This window comes from Pseudoxanthomonas sp. G3 (genome assembly GCF_057654715.1).
The window spans coordinates 2,235,239-2,256,697 of the sequence record NZ_CM172805.1 but is presented as its reverse complement, the minus strand read 5'-3'; the positions used below and the strand labels follow the sequence as shown (position 1 = coordinate 2,256,697).

General features: G+C 66.2%; 24 protein-coding genes and 1 tRNA gene. 12 read left to right on the top strand and 13 right to left on the bottom strand.

All coding sequences use genetic code 11. The features are described from left to right. Positions 1–27 precede the first annotated feature (27 nt). The 4 genes from AC23D6_RS10720 to AC23D6_RS10705 all read right to left on the bottom strand — a co-directional run bounded on the left by AC23D6_RS10720 (position 28) and on the right by AC23D6_RS10705 (position 3,652). A complete protein-coding gene (locus AC23D6_RS10720; protein ID WP_487749261.1) occupies positions 28–456 on the bottom strand; it encodes a group II truncated hemoglobin in 429 nt (142 codons plus the stop codon). An 82-nt stretch (positions 457–538) separates the two neighbouring features. Further along, on the bottom strand, positions 539–1,495 hold the full coding sequence (locus AC23D6_RS10715; protein ID WP_487749260.1) for a restriction endonuclease: 957 nt from the start codon (positions 1,493–1,495) through the stop codon (positions 539–541). A gap of 256 nt (positions 1,496–1,751) precedes the next feature. Next, positions 1,752–2,312, bottom strand: coding sequence for a phasin family protein (locus AC23D6_RS10710; RefSeq protein WP_487749259.1), 561 nt, complete (start codon positions 2,310–2,312; stop codon positions 1,752–1,754). 95 nt (positions 2,313–2,407) lie between these two features. Next, complete coding sequence (locus AC23D6_RS10705; protein ID WP_487749258.1) at positions 2,408–3,652, bottom strand: patatin-like phospholipase family protein; 1,245 nt, start codon at positions 3,650–3,652, stop codon at positions 2,408–2,410. Positions 3,653–3,739: 87 nt separating this feature from the next. Between AC23D6_RS10705 and AC23D6_RS10700 the strand changes: the two genes are divergently transcribed. Then, on the top strand, positions 3,740–4,456 hold the full coding sequence (locus tag AC23D6_RS10700; protein ID WP_487749257.1) for a DUF8198 family protein: 717 nt from the start codon (positions 3,740–3,742) through the stop codon (positions 4,454–4,456). Here AC23D6_RS10700 and AC23D6_RS10695 read toward each other — a convergent pair. Further along, positions 4,453–4,728 carry a polyhydroxyalkanoic acid system family protein gene (locus AC23D6_RS10695; RefSeq protein ID WP_487749256.1) on the bottom strand — a complete coding sequence of 92 codons (276 nt, stop codon included), beginning with the start codon at positions 4,726–4,728 and terminating at the stop codon, positions 4,453–4,455. The genes AC23D6_RS10700 and AC23D6_RS10695 overlap by 4 nt on opposite strands. A gap of 100 nt (positions 4,729–4,828) precedes the next feature. Between AC23D6_RS10695 and AC23D6_RS10690 the strand changes: the two genes are divergently transcribed. Then, positions 4,829–5,632, top strand: coding sequence for an FHA domain-containing protein (locus AC23D6_RS10690; protein ID WP_487752616.1), 804 nt, complete (start codon positions 4,829–4,831; stop codon positions 5,630–5,632). Here AC23D6_RS10690 and msrQ read toward each other — a convergent pair. Together msrQ and msrP are read right to left on the bottom strand one after the other, a co-directional pair. Further along, positions 5,601–6,230, bottom strand: a complete 630-nt coding sequence (msrQ, locus tag AC23D6_RS10685; RefSeq protein ID WP_487749255.1) for a protein-methionine-sulfoxide reductase heme-binding subunit MsrQ — start codon at positions 6,228–6,230, stop codon at positions 5,601–5,603. The two genes, AC23D6_RS10690 and msrQ, sit on opposite strands and share 32 nt — an antisense overlap. A 9-nt stretch (positions 6,231–6,239) precedes the next feature. Further along, positions 6,240–7,208, bottom strand: a complete 969-nt coding sequence (gene msrP, locus AC23D6_RS10680) for a protein-methionine-sulfoxide reductase catalytic subunit MsrP (protein ID WP_487749254.1) — start codon at positions 7,206–7,208, stop codon at positions 6,240–6,242. A gap of 202 nt (positions 7,209–7,410) precedes the next feature. Between msrP and serC the strand changes: the two genes are divergently transcribed. The 3 genes from serC (at position 7,411) to aroA (ending at position 11,108) form a co-directional block, all read left to right on the top strand. Further along, the gene (gene serC / locus AC23D6_RS10675) at positions 7,411–8,496 is read left to right on the top strand and encodes a phosphoserine transaminase (protein WP_487749253.1); all 1,086 of its coding nucleotides are present in this window, start codon (positions 7,411–7,413) and stop codon (positions 8,494–8,496) included. Between the two features lie 97 nt (positions 8,497–8,593). Then, positions 8,594–9,751 carry a prephenate dehydratase gene (pheA, locus tag AC23D6_RS10670; RefSeq protein ID WP_487749252.1) on the top strand — a complete coding sequence of 386 codons (1,158 nt, stop codon included), beginning with the start codon at positions 8,594–8,596 and terminating at the stop codon, positions 9,749–9,751. A gap of 46 nt (positions 9,752–9,797) precedes the next feature. Continuing rightward, the gene (gene aroA, locus AC23D6_RS10665; protein WP_487749251.1) at positions 9,798–11,108 is read left to right on the top strand and encodes a 3-phosphoshikimate 1-carboxyvinyltransferase; all 1,311 of its coding nucleotides are present in this window, start codon (positions 9,798–9,800) and stop codon (positions 11,106–11,108) included. Between the two features lie 180 nt (positions 11,109–11,288). Here aroA and AC23D6_RS10660 read toward each other — a convergent pair whose 3' ends face one another. The 3 genes from AC23D6_RS10660 to AC23D6_RS10650 form a co-directional block, all read right to left on the bottom strand. Next, positions 11,289–11,855 carry an energy transducer TonB gene (locus tag AC23D6_RS10660; RefSeq protein ID WP_487749250.1) on the bottom strand — a complete coding sequence of 189 codons (567 nt, stop codon included), beginning with the start codon at positions 11,853–11,855 and terminating at the stop codon, positions 11,289–11,291. A 151-nt stretch (positions 11,856–12,006) separates the two neighbouring features. Further along, positions 12,007–12,213 (bottom strand): hypothetical protein, encoded by a 207-nt coding sequence (locus tag AC23D6_RS10655; RefSeq protein ID WP_487749249.1) that lies wholly within the window; start codon positions 12,211–12,213, stop codon positions 12,007–12,009. A 175-nt stretch (positions 12,214–12,388) separates the two neighbouring features. Next, positions 12,389–13,036 (bottom strand): energy transducer TonB, encoded by a 648-nt coding sequence (locus AC23D6_RS10650; protein WP_487749248.1) that lies wholly within the window; start codon positions 13,034–13,036, stop codon positions 12,389–12,391. A gap of 111 nt (positions 13,037–13,147) precedes the next feature. Here AC23D6_RS10650 and serS point away from each other — a divergent pair, with 111 nt between their 5' ends. After that, entirely contained in the window at positions 13,148–14,428 is a 1,281-nt protein-coding gene (gene serS, locus AC23D6_RS10645; RefSeq protein WP_487749247.1) for a serine--tRNA ligase, read from the top strand. A gap of 192 nt (positions 14,429–14,620) precedes the next feature. Here serS and AC23D6_RS10640 read toward each other — a convergent pair whose 3' ends face one another. Beyond that, complete coding sequence (locus AC23D6_RS10640; RefSeq protein ID WP_487749246.1) at positions 14,621–15,355, bottom strand: DNA alkylation repair protein; 735 nt, start codon at positions 15,353–15,355, stop codon at positions 14,621–14,623. Between the two features lie 59 nt (positions 15,356–15,414). Beyond that, positions 15,415–15,993 carry an FMN-dependent NADH-azoreductase gene (locus AC23D6_RS10635; RefSeq protein ID WP_487749245.1) on the bottom strand — a complete coding sequence of 193 codons (579 nt, stop codon included), beginning with the start codon at positions 15,991–15,993 and terminating at the stop codon, positions 15,415–15,417. Between the two features lie 115 nt (positions 15,994–16,108). Between AC23D6_RS10635 and AC23D6_RS10630 the strand changes: the two genes are divergently transcribed. The 6 genes from AC23D6_RS10630 to AC23D6_RS10605 all read left to right on the top strand — a co-directional run bounded on the left by AC23D6_RS10630 (position 16,109) and on the right by AC23D6_RS10605 (position 20,794). Beyond that, positions 16,109–17,116, top strand: coding sequence for a LysR family transcriptional regulator (locus AC23D6_RS10630; protein ID WP_487749244.1), 1,008 nt, complete (start codon positions 16,109–16,111; stop codon positions 17,114–17,116). 122 nt (positions 17,117–17,238) lie between these two features. Then, a tRNA-Ser gene (locus AC23D6_RS10625) sits at positions 17,239–17,328 on the top strand. Positions 17,329–17,469: 141 nt separating this feature from the next. Then, a complete protein-coding gene (locus tag AC23D6_RS10620) occupies positions 17,470–18,234 on the top strand; it encodes a TIR domain-containing protein (RefSeq protein WP_487749243.1) in 765 nt (254 codons plus the stop codon). Between the two features lie 298 nt (positions 18,235–18,532). After that, positions 18,533–19,249 carry a hypothetical protein gene (locus AC23D6_RS10615; RefSeq protein ID WP_487749242.1) on the top strand — a complete coding sequence of 239 codons (717 nt, stop codon included), beginning with the start codon at positions 18,533–18,535 and terminating at the stop codon, positions 19,247–19,249. A 366-nt stretch (positions 19,250–19,615) separates the two neighbouring features. After that, positions 19,616–20,404 carry a DUF5694 domain-containing protein gene (locus tag AC23D6_RS10610; RefSeq protein ID WP_487749241.1) on the top strand — a complete coding sequence of 263 codons (789 nt, stop codon included), beginning with the start codon at positions 19,616–19,618 and terminating at the stop codon, positions 20,402–20,404. Positions 20,405–20,467: 63 nt separating this feature from the next. Further along, complete coding sequence (locus AC23D6_RS10605; RefSeq protein WP_487749240.1) at positions 20,468–20,794, top strand: hypothetical protein; 327 nt, start codon at positions 20,468–20,470, stop codon at positions 20,792–20,794. A gap of 54 nt (positions 20,795–20,848) precedes the next feature. Here AC23D6_RS10605 and AC23D6_RS10600 read toward each other — a convergent pair whose 3' ends face one another. Next, positions 20,849–21,382: an REP-associated tyrosine transposase gene (locus tag AC23D6_RS10600; RefSeq protein WP_487749239.1), complete on the bottom strand. Its 534-nt coding sequence runs from the start codon at positions 21,380–21,382 to the stop codon at positions 20,849–20,851. Between the last annotated feature and the right edge of the window lie 77 nt (positions 21,383–21,459).

Here is a 21,459-nt window from a genome sequence, read left to right as displayed (position 1 = left end):
GGGAAGAGCAGCGGAGCGAGCTCCGCTCTACGGGGTCTGCGGATCGGTCCACCGCAACGGCACCGCCTGCATGTTCCGCATGTGCAGCGCCAGCGGTTCGATCCGCGACCAGAGGAACTCGCGCAGGTCCGCGTCCGCGACGGTCTCCGTCATGGCGCCGTGGAAGCAGGCCAGCCAGCCGCTGGCTTCCTCCATCCCGATCTGGAAGGGCAGGTGGCGCGCGCGCAGCATCGGTGCGCCGTGCTTCTGGGTGAACAGCGGGGGGCCGCCTAACCACCCGCTGAGGAATTCGAACAGTTTCTGCTCGCTGCCCTCGAGCGAGGCCGGATGCTGCGCGCGCACGGCCGCCGCTTCCGGCAGTGTGTCCATCAATGCATACATGCGCTGGGTCATGCGCCGCAGGCCGGCTTCGCCGCCGATGCGATCGTAGGGAGTCGGCGCGTGAGCGTCGGTCATCGGGTCGGGGCGTGGGGCGGGTACCGGATCATCGATCCGATCCTCGGCGGTGCACAGCGACGAAGTGTCGCGGTGCGGTGCCTCACATGTTCTTGCACTGGCGCCAGCGCACCGGCTCGCTGCTGCCCGGCGGCGGGTTGAGCTGCACGCGGGTGGTGCGCAGCGCGGGATAGCGCTCCAGCTCCAGGCAGATCCACGGCCAGACTTCCTTCTCGCTGGCGATGCGGTCCACGCTCAGGGTGAGCTTGGTCTGCCAGACGCCGCGGGTGATGCCGGGCGTCTTGGCGAGTGCCTTCAGCACCTCGCGCATCTGCGCTTCCAGTTCTTCCGCCGTGGGTTCCTTGAAAGGCCCCGCAGCCACCGGCCCGGCGCTGGTCGCGGGGGGCGCGGGGGCTGCCGAAACGGCCGGCGGAGGGGCGGGCGTGGCGCGCTCGACCGGCGCTGCGGGACCTTGGCCGGACCACGTTGCCATGGCGGCCGCGCCGAAGGCGACGGCGCCCAGCCAGGCGATGCCGATGTGGCGCTTGGCACGCGTCGCGGCGTAGGTCGTCACCTGTTCGCGCAGGCTCGGTTCGATCAAATCCACGACCTCGGGCCACAGGCGGGGGCCGTCGAGGACTTCGATGTTGTTGCCCTGTGCGGCATCGCGGCCTTCCTTCTCCACGTTGCCCTCGGTGGCGAGGATGCCGCCATGGGCCGTGCCCAAGCGGATGCTGGAGGCGAGTTCAAGCACAGGCGCGGCGGCGATCCGGTACGCGGAGCCGTGCTTGCACGACAGCAGCCAGCGTTCGTCCCCGCGGGACAGCAGGAAGGTGGATTGCGGCTCGCGCGACTCGTGCGGCTCGGGGCTGGCTTCGACCAGGCCGCGACGCTCCATGGCGGCGAGCACGAGCTTGGCGAACTCGCGCCAGCGCAGGCCCGACAGCGCATGCAGGCCATAGGACATTTCATCGTGGGGGCGGCGGGCCAGCCAAAGGTAGGCGGTTGCCGCCATGCCGGTCACCAGGGTGACGGCCAGGCCAAGGAGCCAGATGGACATGCGTCGAGCAGACTTTTTTTGTTATTCGAAGCCGCGATTCTACCCGGCGTGCCGGCGGAGTGTCTGGTGCCACGCCAGTCCGTGGCGACGGATGCGTGATCGACGGACATAGAAAAGCCCGCCAGTCCGAAGCCGTAAGGGGAGGGGAGCAAACGAACTTCGATGGACTGGCGGGCTGGAATGATTGTTACGCCATTCGATGCTGCCGCGCAACAAAAAATCGTTCAGGAAAACGCATGAAAAAGCCTATGCAACCTTATGGTGCAGCCTTCTTGCGCGTTGCACGCTTGGCGGGCGTTTTCTTCGCGGCCGGCGCCGGTTTTTTGGCGGCCGTGGTCTTGCGGGCCCGCGCCGGCGTCGCAGCCGGAGCGCCACCGAGCCTGCGCAGTTCGGCATTGAGCGCATCCACGCGATCGATCAGCGCCGAGAGGTCCTCGCGGCTCGGCACTTCCAGGCGACGCAGGGCGCGATGCACGCGCTCTTCGAAAACCTTTTCCAGCCGGTCCCAGGTGTCGGACGCGCGCTCGCGCGCCTGGCCCACGGTGCTTTCCACCGCATCGCGCATGGCCTGCGCCTTGCCGCCGGCGGTCTTGCGCGTGATCTGCTCCAGCGAGAGGCCTTCCTTCACCAGGGTCTCGAACAGTTTGGTGCCCTCGGCCTGCGCGCGACCGAAGGCGCCGACGCCCGCCAGCCAGACCTGCTGCGCGGATTCGCCGAGGCGCTTGGACAACTGTTCGGCCTGGGCCTGTAGGTGCTCGTTGCTGGAGGAGGAGGCAGAAGCGGTCTTCTTGCGTGCGGATTTCTTCAGCGTGGCCATGGCGTTCCGTCGGCAGTGTGGTGGTGGGATTGCGCGCCAGAATCGGAGCGCCGTCTAGAGTTTTCACACCAGCCGATGAGGGGCGTGTGACCGGGTCACGGGCGGCGGGCGGCCCGGCGGCTGGAAACCAACTGGTCCACGTCGTCCAGCGCGCGCCGCAGGCGCGCGGTGGTCTCGGTCATGCGCGGGGCCACGTCCAGCCCGTCGAGGATCGAGCGGTGGCGGTCGTTGACGATGTCCTCGTTGTAGCGGATGCCATGCGCCGCGAGCATCGGCTTGAGCACCGCGGCGCGCTTGCGCAGGTCGGCCAGGGTGTTGCGGTAGGCCAGCTGGCAGACGCGGTGGCGCGACGAGAAGCTGAAGAGGTTGGTGAAGAACAACTCGCTGTCGTCCGAATTCGGTTCGAACACCAACTGGTCGATATCCGGGTAGCGGTGCGGATACTTCTCCATGCCGATCTGCATGCGCGACTGCAGCAGCGTACGCAGCGTCTGCGACAGTACGGCGGGCAGGCCGCCGCTCGCCAGCCCGACCTGCTCGGCCTCATCGGCTTGCGGCGCCGCTTGATTGGCATCGAAGGGCACCAGCGGGTTGATGCCGATCATCAGGTCGATGCCGCGGTCCAGCACGGTGCTGGCGTGCATGGTCCGGCGCAGCGCACCGTCGAGGAAATGGCGGCCGCCGATCTCCACCGGCGGGTACAGGCCGGGCAAGGCGGAGCTGGCCTGCACGGCGCGCGAGATCGGGATGTCGTCCCAGCCTTCCTCACCGAAGCGCACGGCTTCGCCGCTGTCCAGGTCCACCGCCACCACGAACAGGTCCGCGTCCAGCGTGCGGAAATCGTTGCTGCGACCGCGGCGGCTGAAGATGTCGCGGAGGAAGCGCTCGACTTCCTCATTGTCGAAGATGCCGGTCGGCACCAGGCCGCCGAAACGCAGGAACAGGTCCGACCAGCGGGTGGCGCGGCGCGGATTGCGGACGAGCCGCGCGAGCCAGTCGGCATACAGTCCCGGCAGACTGGCCGCGCGCCGCAGGTACTCGCCAACGTTGGGGCGCAGAAAGGTCTCGGGCCGGAACTCGGCGTCATCGCTGGTGCCGGTGATGAAGATGCGGCACATCTCGGCGGTGCCCATCCGGTTGGCCAAGCCGGCAGCGAGGAAGGCGCCGGAGCTGACGCCCACGTAGCAGTCCATCCGGGTCAGGTCCAGGCCGTCAAGCGCTTCGTCCAGGGCCCGCAGCGCGCCGAGTTCGTACATGCCGCCGATGGGGCCGCCGCCGGCGATGGCCAGTCCGATCTTGCCGTTGTGGCCCCGTCGGCGCGCGCTGTGGATCGAAAGCATGTACTACCCGTGATGACCTTGCCGTCCGAGTGTAGCCGACCGGCCAGCGGCTTGCGGGGCGCCCGGCCGGCCCGGATCATGTCACCCATGGCCCGAGGAAATCCGCTGATCGAACGCGTGGGCAGGCGGCTGGCCTGGCACCAGGCGCTGCATGATCCGGTCATCGAACCCCGCAACCGCCTGCGTTGGCTGCCCGAGCTGCGCCGCTGGCAGGCCGCGCGGCTGGAGACCAGCTTCACCCACTTCCTGAACGACCCGAAGCGCCGGGCGGCGGCGATGTTCTTCCTGACCGACGTCTACGGCGACCACGACTTCAGCCGGCGCGACGCCAACGTGGCCAAGGTGATGCCGATGATGCAGCGGCTGCTGCCGGGGGCCGTGCTGGAGACGGTGGCCCATGGCATCGAACTCGGCGCATTGACCCATGCCCTGGACATGCGGATGGCCGAGGCCCTGCATCGGCTGGCACCGCAGCGCCGCAAGCTGGACGCCGAGTTGTACGGCCGCGCGTATCGCGAGGTCGGGCTACCGCGCCTGCGATCGCACCAGATCGACCTGATCGCCGAAGTCGGCGTGGGTCTGGCGCAGGCCGTGAAGACGCCCGGCGTGGCGACCCTGCTCAAGCTGTCGCGCGGACCGGCACGGGCGACCGGCCTGGGCGAGCTGCAGGGGTTCCTGGAGCGGGGATTCGCCGCATTCGCCGCGCTGGGCGACGGCAAGGCCTTCGTGCGCGATATCGAAAAGGCCGAGCGCGCCGTCTCGCGCCGCCTGTTCAAGGCCGACGCGGATCCGTTCCGCGATTAGTCGAACTTCTCGCTCAGCACCCGGCGGATCTCGGCTTCGATCGGCCCCTTCATCGCCGACAGCAGGAAGCCCAGGTTGGCCGTGACCCGCAGCTTGTCGGCCAACAGCGCGATCTTGCCTTCCACGCCGGAGCGGCTGAAGTTCAGCGTGTCGCCGTCCCAGTCGTACTCCATGTCGAAGCGTTCGGCCAGTTTCTTCGCGACGTCTTCCACCGCCTTGCGGGCCTGTTTCGGCGACTTGGAATGCGCGTGTTGGATATCGATGCTGGCCATGCGTGAGCTCCCTCGGTTCAACCGCTATTGTGCGCAGCCGCAGTGCGCGATGCCAAGCCGGGGCTGCCGTGCGCACGCCAACCTGATAGGCTCCTCCGGCGTGCAGAACCTCCGACTTCACTTCTCCAACCGCCGTTCGCCGGATCGTCCGTTGACCACGGGCGTGCACCGCATCGTGCGTGAAGCGGCGGGCACGATCGGCGTCGGTGACGGATTGCAGGGCGCGCTGCTCGCGCAGATCTGCGTCGACCGCCGGGGGCTGTGGTTGCAGGTGGCCAACGGCATGCGCGGCGTGCACATCAACGGGCGCCCGGTGCGTCGGATGGCCGTGCTGCGCCCCGGCGACGCGGTCTATGTGGAAGGCGTGGAGCTGCTGCTGCAGTCCGGCTTTCAGTCGGCCGCCGACGTGCGCGATGCCGATGCAGGCCAGGGCGATGCGCGGGTCGTCCTGCGCGGCCTGGGCGGCAAGTACCACGGCCGCAGCGTGTCCCTTGAGCATCCCTGCCTGGTGGGCCGTGCGCGCGACGCGCAGATCCGGGTGGACGATCCCGCCTTTGCCGAACGACACGCGCGCCTCGAACTGCGCGGCGACCGCGTGCTGCTGCGCGATCTGGGCTCGGCCGACGGCACCCGGGTCAACGGCGTGGCGTTGCGCGATGCGATGCTGGTGGCGGGCGATCAGGTGGTCTTCGACGCCCAGCACCGCTTCGTCCTGGAAGTGCCGTGGGCCCCGAGTGCTCAGGCGGCGGATGGCTTGCCGGTGGAAACGGGCGACAGCGCCGAAGCGTCCGAGCTGCCCATTCGCGAGCGCGTCCACGCCGCGCGACGGTGGCCCTGGCTGCTGCTCGCCGCGCTGCTGATGGCGGCCGCGCTCAGCGCGCTGCTGCTGTTCGGCGCCGGCTGAGCGATTTCCACAGGCGCCAGCCCAGCAATACCGCCAGGATGCCGGCATAGAGCAACGGCTCGCGGATGTCGGATTTCACCAGCCACCAGAAATGCAGGACGGCCAACACGCCGATCGCGTAGACGAGCTTGTGCAGCTGGCCCCAGCGCCGGCCCAGGCGGCGCATCCAGCCCTGGGTCGAGGTGATCGCCAGCGGCACCAGCAGCAGCCAGGCGGTAAAACCGACGGTGATGTAGGGGCGTTTCACGATCTCTTCGAAGATCTGCGTCCAGTAGCCGCGCAGGTCCAGCACCAGGTAAGCCGTGAGGTGCACCGAGGCGTAGAAGAACGCGTACAGGCCGATCATCCGCCGGAAGCGCAGCAGCACTGGCTGGCCGGTCAGCTGCCGCAGTGGCGTGATCGCCAACGCCAGCATCAGCAGCCGGAGGGCCCACAGGCCGGTGCGGTGTTCGATCTCGGCCACCGGATCGGCGCCCAGGGCGTCGCTACCGGTCCGCCAGACATCGACGAACTGCCAGGCCAGGATCGCCAGCGGCACGAGCGCTAGCGCATGGACGGCGGCCTTGGCGGCGACCAGGCCGGCGGAAGTCTTACGCATCGGCGCGGCTCAATACCACTTCTTCAGGTCCAGGCCCGCATACAGCGAGCCCACCTGATCCGCGTAGCCGTTGAAGAGCCGCGTCGGGATGCGCTCGGCGAACAGCTTGCTCTGCGTGCCGGCGATGCGCCGCTCGGTCTTCTGGCTCCAGCGGGGATGGTCCACATTGGGGTTCACGTTGGAGAAGAAGCCGTACTCGGACGGCTGCAGATCGTGCCAGGCGGTTTCCGGCATCTTCTCCACGAAACGGATCTCCACGATCGACTTGATGCTCTTGAAGCCGTACTTCCACGGCACCACCAGCCGCAATGGTGCGCCGTTCTGCTGCGGCAGCGGCTTGCCGTACAGGCCGGTCGCGAGCAGCGTCAGCGGATGCATCGCTTCGTCGATGCGCAGGCCTTCTCGGTAGGGCCAGTTGATGGAGGAATAGCGCACGCCGGGCATCTGCACCGGGTCGGCCAGGGTGGTGAAGGCGACGTACTTGGCCTTTGCGGTAGGTTGGAATTTTTTCAGTACTTCACCCAACGGCACGCCTAGCCACGGGATCACCATCGACCAGCCTTCCACGCAGCGCAGCCGGTAGACGCGCTCTTCCGGCGTGAGCCCCTTCAGCAAGTCCTCCAACGCGATGCGTCCCGGCTTAGCGCACTCGCCAGCCACCACCACGGACCAGGGCGAGGTCTTCAGCGTCTTGCGCGCGGTGGAGGGATCCGCCTTGCCGGTGCCGAACTCGTAGAAGTTGTTGTAGCTGGTGACGTCCTCGTAACGGGTCAGCGTCTCCGTGGTGCGGAACCCGGACCGTGCCTGCTCGGGCGTGACCGTCACCTTCGGCGGCGCGGGGGGTTCGGCCTCCGCGCAGCCGGCAAGGGCGAGGGCGGGCGCGGCGGCGAAGGCCTGCAGCAAGCGCCGCCGCTCCCGGTAGACGGACTCGTCGGTGATCTGCGAGGCAGGAATCCTGAGGGCGTCGCGCAGGGACATGGAATTCTCCGTCGAGGGGGGCGATAGCGATTGGACGTTTCCCGCGCCCGAAAATTCCCGCGGTCGCGATGCATACAAGCCTATACGCACCGCGGTGATCGCGGGATGCAGGACGTACGGGATTCATGCCCTGGCGTCCGCTTCGTTGCCCCTGCAACTGATGCGCTGCGGCATACTACGGGGCCTCCTGTTCAGGTGCCCCATGACACGCGCGTTCAATTTCAGTGCCGGTCCCGCCACCCTGCCCGAGTCCGTGCTGCGGCAGGCCCAGGCCGAGATGCTCGACTGGAACGGCATCGGCGCGTCCATCGTGGAAATCAGCCACCGCAGCCAGGACTTCATCGCGGTGGCGGCCGAGGCCGAGGCGGACCTGCGCCGGCTGGTCGGCATCCCGGACGACTATGCGGTGCTGTTCTTGGCCGGTGGCGCGACGACCCACCAGGCGCTACTGGCGCTGAACTTCGCCAGCCCCAGCCAGGTGGTCGACTACGTGGTCACCGGCCACTGGGGCAAGACCGCGATCAAGCAGGCCAAGCCGTACTGCATGGTCAACATCGCGGCCGATGGCGAGGCCGGCGGCTTCCACGACATCCCGTCGCGCGACAGCTGGAAGCTCACGCCCGATGCCGCCTACGTGCACATCACCGCCAACGAGACCATCCACGGCGTCGAATTCCGCGACACGCCCGACGTGGGCGAGGTGCCGCTGTTCGCCGACTTCAGCTCATCGATCGCCTCCGAGCCGCTTGATGTGTCGAAGTACGGCGTGATCTACGCCGGTGCGCAGAAGAATTTGGGCCCGGTCGGCGTCGCGGTGGTGATCATTCGCAAGGACCTGTTCGAACGCAGCGGCCAGCCGCGCGCCGACATCTTCGACTACCGCTCGCACGCCGCGCGCGATTCCATGCTCAACACGCCGCCGACCTGGAACTGGTACCTGGCCGGCCTGGTGTTCAAGTGGATGCTGGCCGAGGGCGGCGTGGCCGAATTCGCGCGCCGCAACGCGGTGAAGTCCTCGCTCGTCTACGGCGCCATCGACAGCTCGGGCGGCTTCTACCGCAACGACGTGGTGCCTGCCGCGCGGTCGCGGATGAACATCCCGTTCTTCCTGCCGGACGACACCCTCAATGCGCGCTTCGTGGCCGAGTCCAAGGCGGCCGGCCTGCTGGCGCTCAAGGGCCACAAGGCGGTCGGCGGCATCCGAGCGTCGCTGTACAACGCGCTGCCGGTGGAAGGCGCGCAGGCGCTGGTGCAGTTCATGCGCGACTTCCAGCAACGCAACGGATAAGTAGCGCTGTTGTAGGAGCGACGTGAGTCGCGACCGCCAACCTTCCGGTCGCGACTCACGTCGCTCCTACAAAAAGCATCTTCAGGGAATACGAAATATGGCCTCCAAACCCACCCCACCCAAGAAAGCCGCCAAGCCTGCCAAAGGCAAGAAGGCAGAGACGCCCCCCGCGCCCGCCCCCGTACTGTCCGACGTACGCGCCAAGATCGACGGCATCGATCGCCAGATCCAGTCGCTGATCGCCGAACGCGCCGTCTTCGCCCACCAGGTCGGCAAGGCCAAGGGCAAGCTGGCGGCGGCGGTGGAATACTACCGTCCCGAGCGCGAAGCCCAAGTGCTGCGGATGGTGGTGGACCGCAACGAGGGCCCACTCAGCGACGAAGTGCTGGTGCACGTCTTCCGCGAAATCATGTCGGCATGCCTGGCGCAGCAGGAGCCGCTGAAGATCGGCTACCTCGGCCCGGAGGGCACCTTCAGCCAGCAAGCCGTGCTCAAGCATTTCGGCCGCTCGGCGCACGGCCTGCCGCTGGCGAGCATCGAAGAGGTCTTCCAGGAAGTGGCCAGCGGCAACGCCGATTTCGGCGTGGTGCCGGTGGAGAATTCGGGGCAGGGCACGATCCAGATCACCCTGGACATGTTCCTCACCTCCGACCTGAAGATCTGCGGCGAAGTCGAGCTGCGCGTGCACCAGTTCCTGATGTCGCGCACCGGCCGCATCGACGACATCGAGCGCATCTACGCGCATCCGCAGTCGTTCGCGCAGACCGCCGGCTGGCTGCGCGCGAACCTGCCGAAGGTGGAGAAGGTGCCGGTGTCGAGCAACGCCGAGGGCGCGCGCCGCGCGCGTGGCAACGACGATGCCGCGGCCATCGGCGGCGAGAGCGCCGCCCACGTGTACGGCCTGAAGAAGGTCGTCATGAGTCCGATCCAGGACGACAAGGACAACACCACGCGCTTCCTGGTGATCGGCCGCAGCATCTTCCCGCCCTCGGGCCACGATCGCACCTCCGTGCTGGTCTTCATCCACGACAAGCCCGGCGCGCTGTTCGACGTGCTCAGCCCGTTCGCGCGCCACGGCATCAGCATGAATCGCATCGAGTCGCGGCCCTCGCACCACGCCAAGTGGGAGTACGGCTTCTTCATCGACCTGGCCGGCCACATCGACGACGAGGCGATGAAGCAGGCGCTTGCCGAACTGAAGCAGCACTCGGCGCAGATCAAGGTGTTGGGTTCATACCCCGTCGCCGTGCCCTGATCCGTTGCCCGGGCCCGCGCGCGGGCCGATGAACCCGAGAGACCTGATGAGCAGTAAGCAAGACTGGATCGCCTCCGCCGGCCGCGCGCTGGGCGGCACCCTGGACATCCCCGGCGACAAGTCGGTGTCGCACCGCGCGGTGATGTTCGCCGCACTGGCCGACGGCACCTCGACGATCGACGGCTTCCTGGAAGGCGAGGATACGCGCGCAACCGCCGCGATCTTTTCGCGACTCGGTGTGCGCATCGAAACGCCGTCGCCGTCGCGCCGCATCGTGCACGGCGTGGGCGTGGACGGGTTGAAGGCCGCGGACGGCGCGCTGGACTGTGGCAATGCCGGCACCGGCATGCGCCTGCTGGCGGGTTTGCTGGCGGCGCAGCCGTTCGACAGCGTGCTGGTCGGCGACGAGTCGCTTTCGAAGCGCCCGATGCGCCGCGTCACGGGTCCACTCTCGAAGATGGGCGCGCGCATCGACACCGAAGAAGGTGGCCTGCCGCCGCTACGCATCCACGGGGGGCAATCGCTCACCGGCATCGACTACACGCTGGAGGTCGCCAGTGCGCAGGTTAAGTCGGCAGTGCTGCTGGCCGGCCTGTATGCCGACGGCGACACCGTGGTGCGCGAGCCGCATCCCACCCGCGACTACACCGAGCGCATGCTGAAGGCATTCGGCGTGGACATCGAGTTCTCACCCGGCTTTGCGCGTCTGCGCGGCGGGCAGCGGCTGAAAGCCACCGACATCGCCGTGCCGGCCGACTTTTCGTCCGCGGCATTCTTCCTGGTCGCGGCCAGCGTCATCCCGGGATCCGAACTGCGCCTGCGCGCGGTCGGCCTGAACCCGCGACGCACCGGCCTGCTGCAGGCACTGCGCCTGATGGGTGCCGATATCACCGAGGAGAACGCCAGCGAGCACGGTGGCGAGCCGGTCGCGGACCTCGTCGTCCGCCACACACCGCTGCACGGCATCGAGGTGCCGGAAGCGCTGGTGCCGGACATGATCGACGAGTTCCCGGCGCTGTTCATCGCCGCCGCCTGCGCCGACGGCCCGACAGTCGTGCGTGGCGCGGCCGAACTGCGCGTGAAGGAATCCGACCGCCTGGCCAGCATGGCCGACGGCTTGCGCACGCTCGGCCTGCGCGTGGACGAAACGCCCGACGGCGCGACGATCTTCCCCGGCCCGCTGCACGGCGGCACCGTGGATTCCCATGGCGACCATCGCATCGCGATGGCGTTCTCCATCGCCGGCCAAGTCGCGACCGGCGAGGTGCGCATCGCGGATGTCGCCAACGTGGCGACTTCGTTTCCGAACTACGACGGCCTGGCGACGGGCGCGGGATTCGCGTTGCGCAAGGCGTGACGCATGATGAGGATTAGTGTGGGAGCGACGTAAGTCGCGATGAGGCCTTCCCGATAGTCTTTCGCGACTTACTTCGCTCCCACAGCAGCCGCATTTCCAGCGAAGAATAGAAAAGGGGGACGCCTGCCCGCGTCCCCCTTTCCTTTCCTCGTCAGCTCCGTGTACGAAGCGATACGGTACTTAGATGGGCTTGAAGTCCACCGGCACCTTCACGCTGGTGGCGATCGCCTTGCCATTGCGCATGGCCGGCTCGAAGCGCCACTGGCGCACGGCGTTCACGGCGGCGCGATCGAGATCGCGCTCACCGCTGCGCTCGACGACGCGCACGTCGATCGGATTGCCCTGGGCATCGACCTCGGCGAGGACGACGACGGTGCCGCCGACGCCTGCACGCAGCATCGAGGCGGGGTACTTCGGCTCGGCGTTGCCGGCCAGCGGACGGGCATCGCGGCTGATCGAAGCAGGACGCGTGGCCGCGGCGCGTTCGGCGCGCTTGCGATCAGCCGTGGCGGCCGCGCGCTCATTGGCCGGTGCATTCGCGGCATCATCCGCCACCGGGGCAGGCAGCGCGGCGACTGGTGTTTCATTGCCGGCATGGCGCGACTGCGTCCACCACACCAGGCCTGCTGCGGTGACCGCGAAGGCCAGCAGCATCAGCAACACGGGCGAGGTGGTGCGGCGCGGTTCGACCGTGGTGTCTTCGACGGTGTCCGGCGTGCGGTATTCGTTGTTCGTGGGCGTCGACATATGAACCTCCGTTTCGCGTTGTGGGTTCCGCGTTGGAACGGGGCCGAGTTTTTGCGCGGTGATGTTTGCGAGACGTGAGTGAGGGATGAAAGGAGCAGGTTGGAGTTCAGCTATCAGAACCGTCGTTCATGCGCGTTTATACGGCGTGAGGTCACGGGTTGAAGAACGCCAACAGCGCCATGAGAACGACCGGCGCGGCGGCGCCCAACCATCCCAGTGATATCGCGCATCCGCTATATGTTTCCGCGGGGATCTGTCCCTGCTCGAGCTGCGCGATCAACGCATCGATCTGCTCATCCTGCAGAGCTCGGTATTCGGGTTCGCGAAAACGGATATCCGCATCGTGCAGATAGAACATCACGATCTTCGGAAGATGCACGGTGGGGTGCCTCTCATGCATCCATGCGGTGAACCCGGGCACGACGGACATATGCCACGACCGCAGGCTCGCGTCGTCGGAAGGGTTGATGGACCTCAACCGCCTAAGCTCGGCGGCGATTTCTCTCAGAGCAGCATGGTGGTCGCTGAAGACGTCACCGCATCTTGAAATCAATCGGCACCGTCACCGCACCGACCACGGGCTGGCCGTCACGCTGCGCGGGCTGGAAGCGCCACTGGCGCACGGCGTCGACCGCGGCGCGGTCCAGGTCGCGGGAGCCGCTGCGCTGGGCCACGTCGACCGAGAGCGGCACGCCGTCGGTGCCCACTTCCACGCGCACCATCACCGTGCCCTGGTCGCCGTTGCGCATGGCGGACTGCGGATATTCGGGCGCCGGGGTCTGGCCCGGGATCGGCACCGGCACATCGCCGGGGGCGAGGGAGACGGCTTGGGTGGTCGGGGTGGCCTCTGTCGGTGCGACCGGCGCGGTGGCTTCTTCCACCGGCGTCGGCATCGGCGTTTCTTCCACCAATTGCGGGCGCTCGTCGCTGGCCGGGCGCGGGGCCGGCTCTTCCATGCCGCTGGCGCCGTCGCCGGTGGACAGCGGTTCGGGCAGCGCCTCGATGGGCGCGGCCTTGCCGGGGAGGGTGGGTTCGGCGGTATAGAACCCGTCGTCGCGGCTGGCCCACCAGACGATCACGAAGAGCAGCAGGCCGGCGCCGAAGGCGATGGCGGCGTTGCGCAGGGCGGTGCGGGGCAGGCGGAAGGTGAAGTGCGGGTCGTTCTGTTGCGGGGCCGACATGGGAATCACCGGTAAGGTCGCGGCGATTCTTGCACAGCCGGCGTTAAACGCACGGGCAGCCGGTCGCGATTGGGCGATAATGGCCGCTTCCCACGTCAGACCGCTGTTTCCATGCTCGATCCCGTCCTGCTCCGCACCCAGCCCGCCGAACTCGCCCTGCGCCTGAAGGAGACCCGTGGTTTCGACCTGGACGTGTCCCGCATCGCCGAGCTCGAAGCGTCCCGCAAGCAGATCCAGAAGCGCACCGAGGAACTGCAGAACCTGCGCAACACCCGCTCCAAGGCCATCGGCCAGGCCAAGGCCAAGGGTGAGGACGTGTCCGCGCTGATGGCGGAAGTGGCGGGCTTCGGCGACGAGCTGAAGGCCTCGGAAGTGAAGCTGGACGAGATCCGCGCCGAGATCGAAGCCATCGCCTTGGGCATCCCCAACCTGCCTCACGCCAGCGTGCCGGTGGGCAAGGACGAAGCCGACAACGTCGAGCAGCACCGCTGGGGCACCCCGCGCACGTTCGATTTCGAGGTGAAAGACCACGTCGAGCTCGGCGCCCGCCACGGCTGGCTCGACGCCGACACCGCGGCCAAGCTGTCCGGCGCGCGCTTCACCGTGCTGCGCGGCCAGCTGGCCCGCCTGCACCGCGCGCTCGCGCAGTTCATGCTCGACCTGCATACCAACGAACACGGCTACGAAGAGACCAGCGTGCCGGTGATCGTCAACGCCGATTCGATGCGCGGCACCGGCCAGCTGCCGAAGTTCGAGGAAGACCTGTTCGCCACCCAGCTGGGCGAGCACACGCGCTACCTCATCCCGACCTCGGAAGTGCCGCTGACCAATATCGTCCGCGACGAGATCCTCGACGACGCCCGCCTGCCGCTGCGCATGACCGCGCATTCGATGTGCTTCCGCTCCGAAGCCGGCAGCGGCGGCCGCGACGTGCGCGGGATGATCCGCCAGCATCAGTTCGAGAAGGTGGAGCTGGTGTCGATCACGCGCCCGTCGGAAAGCTACGAAGAGCAGGAGCGCATGACCCGCGCCGCGGAAACCGTGCTGGAGAAGCTGGGCCTGCCGTACCGCCGCATGCTGCTGTGCACGGGCGACATGGGCTTCGGCGCCACCAAGACCTTCGACCTGGAAGTCTGGCTGCCGTCGCAGGACATGTACCGCGAGATCTCGTCGTGCTCGAACTGCGAGGACTTCCAGGCCCGTCGCATGCAGGCGCGCTGGCGCAACCCGGCCACGGGCAAGCCCGAGCCGGTGCACACCCTCAACGGCTCCGGTACGGCAGTCGGCCGTGCGCTGATCGCGGTGATGGAGAACTACCAGAACGCCGACGGCTCGATCACCGTGCCCGACGCCCTGCGCCCGTACATGGGCGGCGCGGACCGCATCGCCTGATGCTGTAATCCTTCTCCCCGCGCGCGGGGAGAAGGTGCCGAAGGCGGATGAGGGGAGCTCTTCGCGAAGAAGCTTCCGTGCTCCGCTTGTAGACGCGCGCTCAGCGTCCAATGCAGCCGAAGCCGTCTGTCTCCGTTCGCCCCTCACCCGCCCTCCGGGCACCCTCTCCCCGCTTCGCAGAGAGAGGGAGCGTCATGCCTTCTTGGGGCGGCCCTTCGTCGCCTTCGCCACCTTGGCGCGCACCGCCGCGCGGCCCAGGTCGCGCAGCGCATCCTTGCCTACCCAGCGTCGCGCCGCGTCGTCGGATGCCGCCAACTGCGTCGCCACTGCGATCGCTTTCGCATGCAGCACGGCGTTGCGGTGGCCGATGGCCCTCAGCGCCCAGCTCACGCCCTTGCTGACGAAGTTGCGCGCATCGCCCGCGGCGGCGTCCACGTGGGTCAGCCCGGCGAGAAAGGGCGCATCGGGCGTGTGGCGGTCGTGCACCGCCAGTCCGGCCAGCAGCGCGAACGCCGCGCGTTTCTCGAATTCGCCACGCTTGCGCGCCCATGCGTCGATCCGCCCCCACGCGTGCGGGCTGCGGTCGAACAGGTGCAGGCATAGCGTGTCGCAGACCGCCCAGTTGTCGAACTGGCGGCACCAGCGGTCCATCTGGGTCGTGGTGAGCTGCGCGGGGTCGGCGACGAAGGCCACCAGCAGGCGCGCTTCGTAGATACCGCTCTCCCAGAGCGGCTGCGCCAGCGCCGGCTGGCGACCTATGCGTTTGCCCAGCGCCTGGATCTCGCGCATGGGCACGCCGAGGGCGTGGGTGTCGGGGATGCCGTACCGCGCCAGGCTGGCGCGATGCTCGGCGCTGGCGGCCGCCCTCAGCAGGGCGAGGGCGCGCGGGGAGTCGATCGGTTCCGGGGCAGGGGTCCGGGCGGGCATCGGCAGGTCGGCAGGACGGGTGCCGGCAGCATACCGGTCCCGTCCCCCGACCCGGGGACTCAGGCGGCCTCGCGCACCGGCGCCGGGATGCTGGCCAGCGCGGCTTCGATGGCCTGCGCCTTGTGCTCGGGCGAGTAGGCCACGCGCTCGGCGCGGATGAATTCCACGTCGGTGATGCCAAGGAAACCGAACACCTGCTTCAGATACGGCGCCACGAAGTCGATCGCGGTGCCGGCGTACTCGCCACCGCTGGCCTCGGCCACGATGACCTTCTTGCCGCCGGCCAGGCCGACCGGGCCGTTTTCGGTGTACTTGAAGGTGCGGCCGGCCACGGCCACGCGGTCGATCCAGGCCTTCAGGGTGGACGGCACGCCGAAGTTGTAGCGCGGGGCGCCCAGGACGATGACGTCGGCGGCCAGGAATTCCTGCATGGCCGCTTCGCCGGCTTGTGCGGCGGCGCTGTCGCCCCCACCCAGTACCGCGTTGGTCAGGTGGGCCAGCGGTTGGGCGTCGAGGTCGCGGTAGGTGACCTCCAGGCCGGGTACGCTGTCCTGCCAACGGGCTACGATGGCGGCGGTGAGCTGGCGGCTGACCGAGTTGTCGGCCAGGGCGCTGCTGTCGATATGCAATAGTTTCATGGAGTGTCTCCGGGGCGGATGCGGCCTCGACCGCGTTGGAGCGCACTCTAGGTTGTTGCATTAGTGGGATAAACGTGGTCTAACGTCACTGATCGTTCTACAGGCGGAACTATAAATGCAGCACGACCTCAACGACCTCTATTACTTCGCCATGGTGGTGGACCACGGGGGCTTCGCCGCCGCCGAGCGCGCCCTGGGCATTCCCAAGTCCCGCCTCAGCCGGCGCATCAGCCAGCTGGAAACCGACCTGGGCGTGCGCCTGCTGCAGCGCTCCACCCGCCGCTTCGCGGTGACCGATGTGGGCATGAGCGTGCACCGCCATGCGCAGACGATGCTGGCCGAGGCGCAGGCCGCGCGCGAAGTGGTGGACCGCCTCAGTGCCGAGCCGCGCGGCGTGGTCCGGGTCAGCGTCCCGGTGGCGGTGGCGCAGATGCAGTTGCCGAAGATCCTGCCGGCCTTCCTCGACAAGTACCCGAAGGTGCGCCTGCAGCTGCACGTCAACAACCGCCGCGTGGACATCATCAACGAGGGCTACGACGTGGCCCTGCGTGTGCGCGCCAAGCTCGACGACGACGGCAGCCTGGTGATGCGCAGCTTCGGCCAGATCCAGGAGTTGCTGGTCGCCAGCCCGAAGTACCTCAACCGCGCCGGCCGCCCGAAGGTGCCGGAAGACCTGGCCGACCACGTCACCCTGAGCATCAGCGAGGACGAGGCGCGCCAGCGGTGGGAGCTGCATGGCCCCAACGGCGAGGTCCGCCGGATCGAGCTCAATCCGCGCCTGGCGGGGTTCGACTTCCCGCTGCTGCAGTCGATGGCGAAAGACGGGTACGGCATCACGCTGCTGCCCGAGACGGTGTGCGCCGAGGCCGTGCGCAAGGGCGAGCTGGAAGTGGTGCTGCCGGAATGGAGCCTGCCGCAGGGCATCTGCCACGCGGTGTTCGCCTCGCGCCGGGGCATGTTGCCGGCGGTGCGGGTCTTCATCGATTTCCTGGCCGAGCACCTGCCGCAGCAGATCGAGTCCTCGCGCCTGGATTGTGGCGGCAAGTGTTCGGAAGAGAAGGAAAAGGCCATCGCCGTAGCCATCGACAACGCCAAGGCCGCCAAGGTGAAGAAAGCCTCGTAGGCCACGGCCGCGGGGTTCGTGCGAAAATAAAACCCGGCCTGCAAGGGGCCGGGTAGGGAACATGGTAGCGGGGGCAGGATTTGAACCTGCGGTCCGGCCTGCGAGTCCCGAGATGCAATACCGGAGAGATGGCCGAGTGGTTTAAGGCAGCAGTCTTGAAAACTGCCGTAGGTGCAAGCCTACCGTGGGTTCGAATCCCACTCTCTCCGCCAGATTAATGTGCAAGGCATTGATTTGTAAGTAAAATATAGAATTCTCTTTGCCGTTACCAGCAACGCTACCAACAACGAACTTGGTGTGGTTTGCTGGGGGCGTGCCTTACCATCGCACTAGCTATGGGGGCGGGGTTTGTCGTGAAGAAGAAGATTGAGTTCGGCCGCGTGCGTGTGCCCGGCACCTACTACGAAGACACCTTAGCCACGATGCAAAGGTTGCGCCCACAAGTCCCTGTTGTGGCCGATAACTTTCGCGCCAGGCGTGGCATATCAATGTGGAGTCAAGACACCTTCTCAGAATTCTTGGCCGATTACGAAGCCGAGAGAAACGAACACGACTTTCGCATCACCGCAGGCGACTTGAAATTCATGATGTTCTCTACGGGGAATCTGACCTTCTTTGAAGTCGAAGGTCCGAAAAGGGATGAGCTAGAAACAATACTGCGCCCTTACGAAAGAGATGCCGAGAAGTACACGTTGAGATCCGTTGTTGAACCCACGGTTTTCATTGGTCACGGCGGTAGTCCCGCGTGGCGTGAACTCAAGGAGCATCTCCATGAGAAGCATCACTACAACGTCATCACATATGAAAGCGGGGCCCGCGCTGGGCACGTCATACGCGACGTAGTGGACGAGATGGCTGCGAAGGCTTCATTCGCAATCCTTGTTATGACCGCAGAGGATCAGCAGGCCGACGGCACATACCGTGCGCGACAGAATGTCATTCATGAGGCCGGACTCTTCCAGGGGAAGCTTGGCTATGCTCGCGCAATCATGGTGGTGGAAGATGGCGTAGACGTGCACTCCAATGTGCAAGGAGTCAACTACATTGGATTCAAGCAAAGAATATCCGAGTCCTTTGGTGAGGTGGTCGCTACCTTGCGTCGTGAGTTCGGCAAATAGACTGGTGAATCAATGAGCGACCTCGTGCTGTTCGGAGTTCTGGTGTTGATCTTGATTGTCGCAGCTTGGGCTCTTCTGCAGTCGTTGGCGACCAGCCTTCGCATTGCTCGCATAGAGAAGTTTCTAGATCACATGGAGGGTCGGATAATTCTCCTTCAGCGGGAAGCGCAACGTGCGCATCTGAAAGAGGGTGTACTCCGGGAGGATCTTCCTTTCGTTCATGAAGTGCACTCTCCTTACTCGCAAACGGAAAGGGAGCTTCACGACCTTCTGAGTCGCGCCAGATCAAGGAGTCGTGATGCGTAGATATGTGAGAAGGAATCTAGAGGCAAGTCTCGCTGCCTTTGCCGGCCTTGCGATGCTTGCAGCAGTTGTTCTCTATGTGTATCGGTTTCATGGGAATCCTCCCGGTCAGCCGGATGATTGGGCAGCTTTCGGTGACTTCTTCGGGGGCGTCATCAATCCGGTGATCGGCCTAGCTACCGTTGTTCTTGTGGTTATAACTTTGAGGGTCACGCGCAAAGAAGCCGAAGATACGCGGAAGAAGATGGATGATCAGTTGAACCTAATGCGAGATGATCAGGTTCGCCAAGACATGAAGCGCAGGCTAGACGGACTTCTTGCCGAGTGGAATCGCCTTATGGAAGAGCCTCCCAATAGAAGGCTACTTGAGGGGATAAGCGCTACTGAGGACGGCCGCTATCGGACCTACAGAAAGCTGCTTGAGTCTGGGTCTATACACAAGCAGATATTGACGAAGAGCAGAGAGTACCGCGCTGAGCATGGACAGGACGCACAGTACGTCCACACCACTTGGCGCACCTTGCGATTTGACGTCATTCCATTGATCTATGAGATTGATGAAGTGTGTTCGCGATACGCGGCAGTCTCAACCACTCACGAACTTCCCAACTTTTACCGGAACAGAATTCGCAGGACCACGGAGACTCTGTGCACGGCTGGCTATGTCGATGAGAGTTTGAGAGAAAGATTTCGGGTTGGGTTTCAAAAGTGAAAAATAGGAAAGCCCCGCCTACCGGGCGAGCGAGTAGGCGGGGCTTGGATTGCAGCTTCCCGGCTAACTAGGCCGTTTCTGCTGGTGCGGTTTTTCTGAACCTGCGGCACTCACACCTAATCCGCATTGTCTGGTGCCACCGCCACGGCGTGGGTACCCCGACCCATAGAAGTTCACGCCGTGGCGGCGGCATGGCTACTCGCTTTCGTTCCTGCCCACGCGTAGCGTCGGCGGCGCTTTCGGCGTAGAGAATTTCCCGGAGCGCGACGCCTCGTCCATGGGGGCTAGCGAGATAGCCCCAGCTAGCGATCCCTCTCAGGAACGGTTGTAGGATCGGTCAATCCATACCGCGTCGGAGAAAAGCTTATGCGTCGTCTCCTCATGCTGGCGTTGCTCTTGTTGGCGGGTGTTGCATGGGCAGCCGAGCCACCCGCGCGTGTGGTGCTCATCGGCACCTATCACTTCAGCAATCCGGGACAGGATCAGGCCAATGTGGAGTCGGTGGATGTCACCGTGCCCCAGCGGCAGGCGGAACTGCAGGCCGTGACCGATGCCCTTGCCGCGTTCAAGCCGACCTTTGTCGGCGTCGAATGGCCTGCCGAGGCGGCGCGTGCGCAGTACGCGCAGTATCTCGACGGGACGCTGCCGCCCTCTCGCAACGAAGTGGTGCAACTCGGGTTCCGGCTGGCCAGGCAGGCGGGGCTCGAACAGGTCCACGGCCTGGATGTGCCGGGCGACTTTCCGTTCGAACCGCTGAGCGCATGGGCGAGCGCCCATGGAAAATCGGCCCATCTCCAGGCGTTGATGGCCCAAGCGCAGGGCATCACCGCGCGCATCACCGCGTTGCAGGCCACGCACAGTATCGGCGGCGTGCTGCGCGACATGAATACCCCACAGACCCTCGATGAGGCCGCGGGCTTCTACGCCGAGTTCCTCCGCTACGGCAGCGGCGAACAACAGCCCGGCGTCGAACTCAATGCGGCCTGGGCGAAGCGGAATTTCGCCATCTGCGCGCGCCTGCTGCAGGCGCTGAAGCCGGGCGATCGCGCGGTGGTGTTCTACGGCCAAGGGCACGTGCCGCCGCTGGCGGCGTGCCTGCGGTCGGCGCCGGGCGTGGAACTCGTCGACGCCGCCGGATTCCTGCCCGCTTACTGAGCAGGGTTTGGCGGGGCCGCAGAGCCGGTATGCTCGCTGCCTCCTGCGGCCCGGACATCGCCCTTGGACACACCGAACGCCTCCCGCATCCCGCGCGCACCCTGGCGCGTCGCCTTGGCCGTGCTCTACGTGGCGGCCCTGTCCGCGCTCGCGGTCACCGCGTCCATGACCTGGCGGATGTACTGCGAGGGATTCGGCTGCCTCGGCAAGGGCATCGCCTGGTTCGCCTGGACCCTCGGCTTCGCGGTGACGCTGCTGCTGGGGTGGGTCGCGCACAGGACGTACCGGGGCACATGGCACGGGATCGTCCGCTACCTGGTGGTGCTGCAACTGCTGGCCGGCGTGGCGCTCCTGGTTTACTGGCTCTGGCTGCAGTGGCGATTTGCCTGAGCCCGTAGGATGGGTTGAGCGGAGCGGCTTTCAACGGCGAAGCCGGTCTACCCATCAAGTCGGCTCCCCGAAGCCGGCCTCGTCAGATTCCGCGCAACCCCAATCCATGCCCAGCCTTCCATCGCTCACGAACCGGTGGAATGTCGAGTAGGGCCAATCCGACACCCGCGCCACACGTCCATGCTTCACCGGATTCCAGTGGATGTAGTCCACGTGGCGCGCAAGGTCGGTTTCATCGCGTATCAAGTGCTCCCAATACCTTCGTTGCCAGATGCCGCGTTCGCTCTTGTCGACGTGGCTGGCGCGTCGATGCTCTCCATGCGGTAGGTTGCGAGAGAACCACGTCTTGATAAGGCGCCAGCGAAGTGGAAAGTCGGCGTCGCCCGGTGGCAGCTTCCAGACAGCATGCAAGTGATCGGGTAGGACGACCATCGCGTCGATGTCGAACGGGTGCCGTTTGCGGGTGTATCGGATGGCGTCGCGCAGTAGGTCGATGTGATCGACCAGCAAGGTGGCCCGCCGGTCGGCGAGATTGACGGTGAAGAAGTAGGTGGCGCCCGGGATGAAGGCGCGGCGGTAACGGGTCATCCTTGACCTCATGAGTCCAGTTGATGGGTATCGCGTTGCTCAACCCATCCTACGCTGACCCCTACGACCATCCGCTA

What these genes read in the sequence shown, in the direction of transcription:
- AC23D6_RS10720 (WP_487749261.1), bottom strand. Translation starts at nt 456, where the DNA reads ATGACCGACGCTCACGCGCCGACTCCCTACGATCGCATCGGCGGCGAA.
- AC23D6_RS10715 (WP_487749260.1), bottom strand. Translation starts at nt 1,495, where the DNA reads ATGTCCATCTGGCTCCTTGGCCTGGCCGTCACCCTGGTGACCGGCATG.
- AC23D6_RS10710 (WP_487749259.1), bottom strand. Translation starts at nt 2,312, where the DNA reads ATGGCCACGCTGAAGAAATCCGCACGCAAGAAGACCGCTTCTGCCTCC.
- AC23D6_RS10705 (WP_487749258.1), bottom strand. Translation starts at nt 3,652, where the DNA reads ATGCTTTCGATCCACAGCGCGCGCCGACGGGGCCACAACGGCAAGATC.
- AC23D6_RS10700 (WP_487749257.1), top strand. Translation starts at nt 3,740, where the DNA reads ATGGCCCGAGGAAATCCGCTGATCGAACGCGTGGGCAGGCGGCTGGCC.
- AC23D6_RS10695 (WP_487749256.1), bottom strand. Translation starts at nt 4,728, where the DNA reads ATGGCCAGCATCGATATCCAACACGCGCATTCCAAGTCGCCGAAACAG.
- msrQ (WP_487749255.1), bottom strand. Translation starts at nt 6,230, where the DNA reads ATGCGTAAGACTTCCGCCGGCCTGGTCGCCGCCAAGGCCGCCGTCCAT.
- msrP (WP_487749254.1), bottom strand. Translation starts at nt 7,208, where the DNA reads ATGTCCCTGCGCGACGCCCTCAGGATTCCTGCCTCGCAGATCACCGAC.
- serC (WP_487749253.1), top strand. Translation starts at nt 7,411, where the DNA reads ATGACACGCGCGTTCAATTTCAGTGCCGGTCCCGCCACCCTGCCCGAG.
- pheA (WP_487749252.1), top strand. Translation starts at nt 8,594, where the DNA reads ATGGCCTCCAAACCCACCCCACCCAAGAAAGCCGCCAAGCCTGCCAAA.
- aroA (WP_487749251.1), top strand. Translation starts at nt 9,798, where the DNA reads ATGAGCAGTAAGCAAGACTGGATCGCCTCCGCCGGCCGCGCGCTGGGC.
- AC23D6_RS10660 (WP_487749250.1), bottom strand. Translation starts at nt 11,855, where the DNA reads ATGTCGACGCCCACGAACAACGAATACCGCACGCCGGACACCGTCGAA.
- AC23D6_RS10655 (WP_487749249.1), bottom strand. Translation starts at nt 12,213, where the DNA reads ATGTTCTATCTGCACGATGCGGATATCCGTTTTCGCGAACCCGAATAC.
- AC23D6_RS10650 (WP_487749248.1), bottom strand. Translation starts at nt 13,036, where the DNA reads ATGTCGGCCCCGCAACAGAACGACCCGCACTTCACCTTCCGCCTGCCC.
- serS (WP_487749247.1), top strand. Translation starts at nt 13,148, where the DNA reads ATGCTCGATCCCGTCCTGCTCCGCACCCAGCCCGCCGAACTCGCCCTG.
- AC23D6_RS10640 (WP_487749246.1), bottom strand. Translation starts at nt 15,355, where the DNA reads ATGCCCGCCCGGACCCCTGCCCCGGAACCGATCGACTCCCCGCGCGCC.
- AC23D6_RS10635 (WP_487749245.1), bottom strand. Translation starts at nt 15,993, where the DNA reads ATGAAACTATTGCATATCGACAGCAGCGCCCTGGCCGACAACTCGGTC.
- AC23D6_RS10630 (WP_487749244.1), top strand. Translation starts at nt 16,109, where the DNA reads ATGCAGCACGACCTCAACGACCTCTATTACTTCGCCATGGTGGTGGAC.
- AC23D6_RS10615 (WP_487749242.1), top strand. Translation starts at nt 18,533, where the DNA reads ATGCGTAGATATGTGAGAAGGAATCTAGAGGCAAGTCTCGCTGCCTTT.
- AC23D6_RS10610 (WP_487749241.1), top strand. Translation starts at nt 19,616, where the DNA reads ATGCGTCGTCTCCTCATGCTGGCGTTGCTCTTGTTGGCGGGTGTTGCA.
- AC23D6_RS10600 (WP_487749239.1), bottom strand. Translation starts at nt 21,382, where the DNA reads ATGACCCGTTACCGCCGCGCCTTCATCCCGGGCGCCACCTACTTCTTC.